Raw genomic sequence first — 1,817 nt, forward strand, 5'->3', positions numbered from 1 at the left:
CGACAAACCATCAGTGCACTGGGTACACTAGCCTCAGGGTTGGCCGGTGGTCTAGCCGGCGGCAGCACCGCTGATGCTGCTGCTGGGGCGCAAGCTGGGAAGAATGCACTGGAGAATAATAACTTTAATTTTGGTAAAGGCATGGCAGACATAGGAATGTCACAGACCTCACTCGGTGCTTCCATGCGGCAAAGCGGCGCTACGCCTGATGAAATCACAGCGGCATTACTCAAAAACTCTCAAGGCGAGACACCAGAAGGCCAAGATCCTATTAGGAGGCTTCTCACTGCCTGGGGTGAGTTTTTTGGTGTGCCGGTCAGTGTGTTGACGTCGCATGAAGCGATGACACCAGAAAAAGCAGCGGAAATCCTGGCCAGTGGTATACCGACCAGTGAGGCGAAGTTGGTGCAGTATGTGTTTGCTAAAGCGCTTTTGACAGTGACAAAGGGAACCACTGTGAAAGCAGAAACTGGCAATACATTAATATACAACGATAACTTTGGTGGACATGCTGTGCAAAAGCATGTTGGAAAGACGGATGCTGAGTTGATTGCACGACTCAACTCTGATCCTAGAGTTCTGGCTTCTTCTACGTTTAGTGATATGAAGTCGGCTGAAAGAGCCATCGGGAATGGTCTTGCAGAAAATAAAGATCAATTGACTAATTGGCTGGCTGGAAATCAAGACCGCTTGGTTTTACAGCACGAAGAATTATTCAATGTGGGTAGGGTGATACCGAAAGGAAGCACAGAATCACACTATTCAAATAAAATTGTCATAGTTATTGATAGAGATCCACTAATGCCTAGTGGGTATCGTATACAAACGGCTTATCCGAAGTAATATTGGGTATATATATGAAGTATGAAAAAATCAGCTATTTATTGGGTGCTTACTTTCATCAGGACTGGGTTTATGATGCTCAAAATCCTGAGGATGTGATCAGAAATTTTGTTGCAAAGGAACAACCGGAAACGATCAGTCTTTTAAAAAAAGAGCTAAAAGATATATTGGACAGTGAACAGGAGTTATCTGAAGACTTTATCTATCAGAATAATGGATATTACAGTCCCTCCGCCGATGATTTAACTGTTTATTTATGGTTTAAACAATTATTGGAAATACTACCAGAATAGCATCATAAGATAGCATCCCGGCCAACCGCGATGTGATTATGCAATCCACCCAAGAGACCCAGACGCTGGATGGCAGTAACAAAAGCAGCGGTGGTTCATTGGGGATAGGAATAGGTGCCGGTCAGGGCGGCTGGGGCATTAATATCTCCGCCAGTCTGAACAAGGGCAAAGGCAGCGAAAGCGGCAACGGCGTGACTCACACGGAAACCACAGTCAACGCCGGTAACCAGCTTGACATCACCAGTGGCCGCGTGTTGTAAGGTACGCAGGTCAGTGGCGAAACTGTCAAGGCGGATGTGGGCCGTGACCTGCTGCTGCAAAGTCAGCAAGACAGCGATAACTATGATTCGAAACAAACCAGTATCAGCGGGGGTGTCAGTGTCGCGATCATTGGTGGCGGGGGTCTGTCAACCTGAGCATGAGCCGCGATAAGCTGCATAGCAATTATGATAGTGTGCAGGAACAGACTGGCATCTTTGTGGGCAAAGGTGGTTTTGATATCACGGTCGGCGAACACACTCAGCTTGATGGTGCGGTGATTGCTTCTACCGCAACAGCCGATAAAAACACACTGGATACTGGCACACTGGGCTTCAGTAACATTGGGAATAAAGCCGATTTCAAAGTTGAACATCAGAGTGTAGGTATCAGTACCGGCGGTAATATCGGCGGTCAGTTTGT

2 protein-coding genes and 1 pseudogene are annotated in these 1,817 nt (G+C 46.9%); all 3 read left to right on the forward strand.

Annotated elements, in window-relative coordinates; all coding sequences use genetic code 11:
* Positions 1–843: RNase A-like domain-containing protein (locus QSV56_RS21840; RefSeq protein ID WP_301213800.1), on the forward strand; the 843-nt coding region annotated here is incomplete at its 5' end.
* A gap of 14 nt (positions 844–857) precedes the next feature.
* The gene (locus QSV56_RS21845) at positions 858–1,136 is read left to right on the forward strand and encodes a contact-dependent growth inhibition system immunity protein (RefSeq protein ID WP_019084430.1); all 279 of its coding nucleotides are present in this window, start codon (positions 858–860) and stop codon (positions 1,134–1,136) included.
* A gap of 14 nt (positions 1,137–1,150) precedes the next feature.
* Positions 1,151–1,817: pseudogene (locus tag QSV56_RS21850) on the forward strand (hemagglutinin repeat-containing protein); the annotation flags it as partial.

This window comes from Yersinia sp. 22-579 (assembly GCF_030433455.1).
Classification (GTDB): domain Bacteria; phylum Pseudomonadota; class Gammaproteobacteria; order Enterobacterales; family Enterobacteriaceae; genus Yersinia; species Yersinia enterocolitica.

Coding starts and splice junctions, on each gene's coding strand:
- QSV56_RS21845 (WP_019084430.1), top strand. CDS start 858: ATGAAGTATGAAAAAATCAGCTATTTATTGGGTGCTTACTTTCATCAG.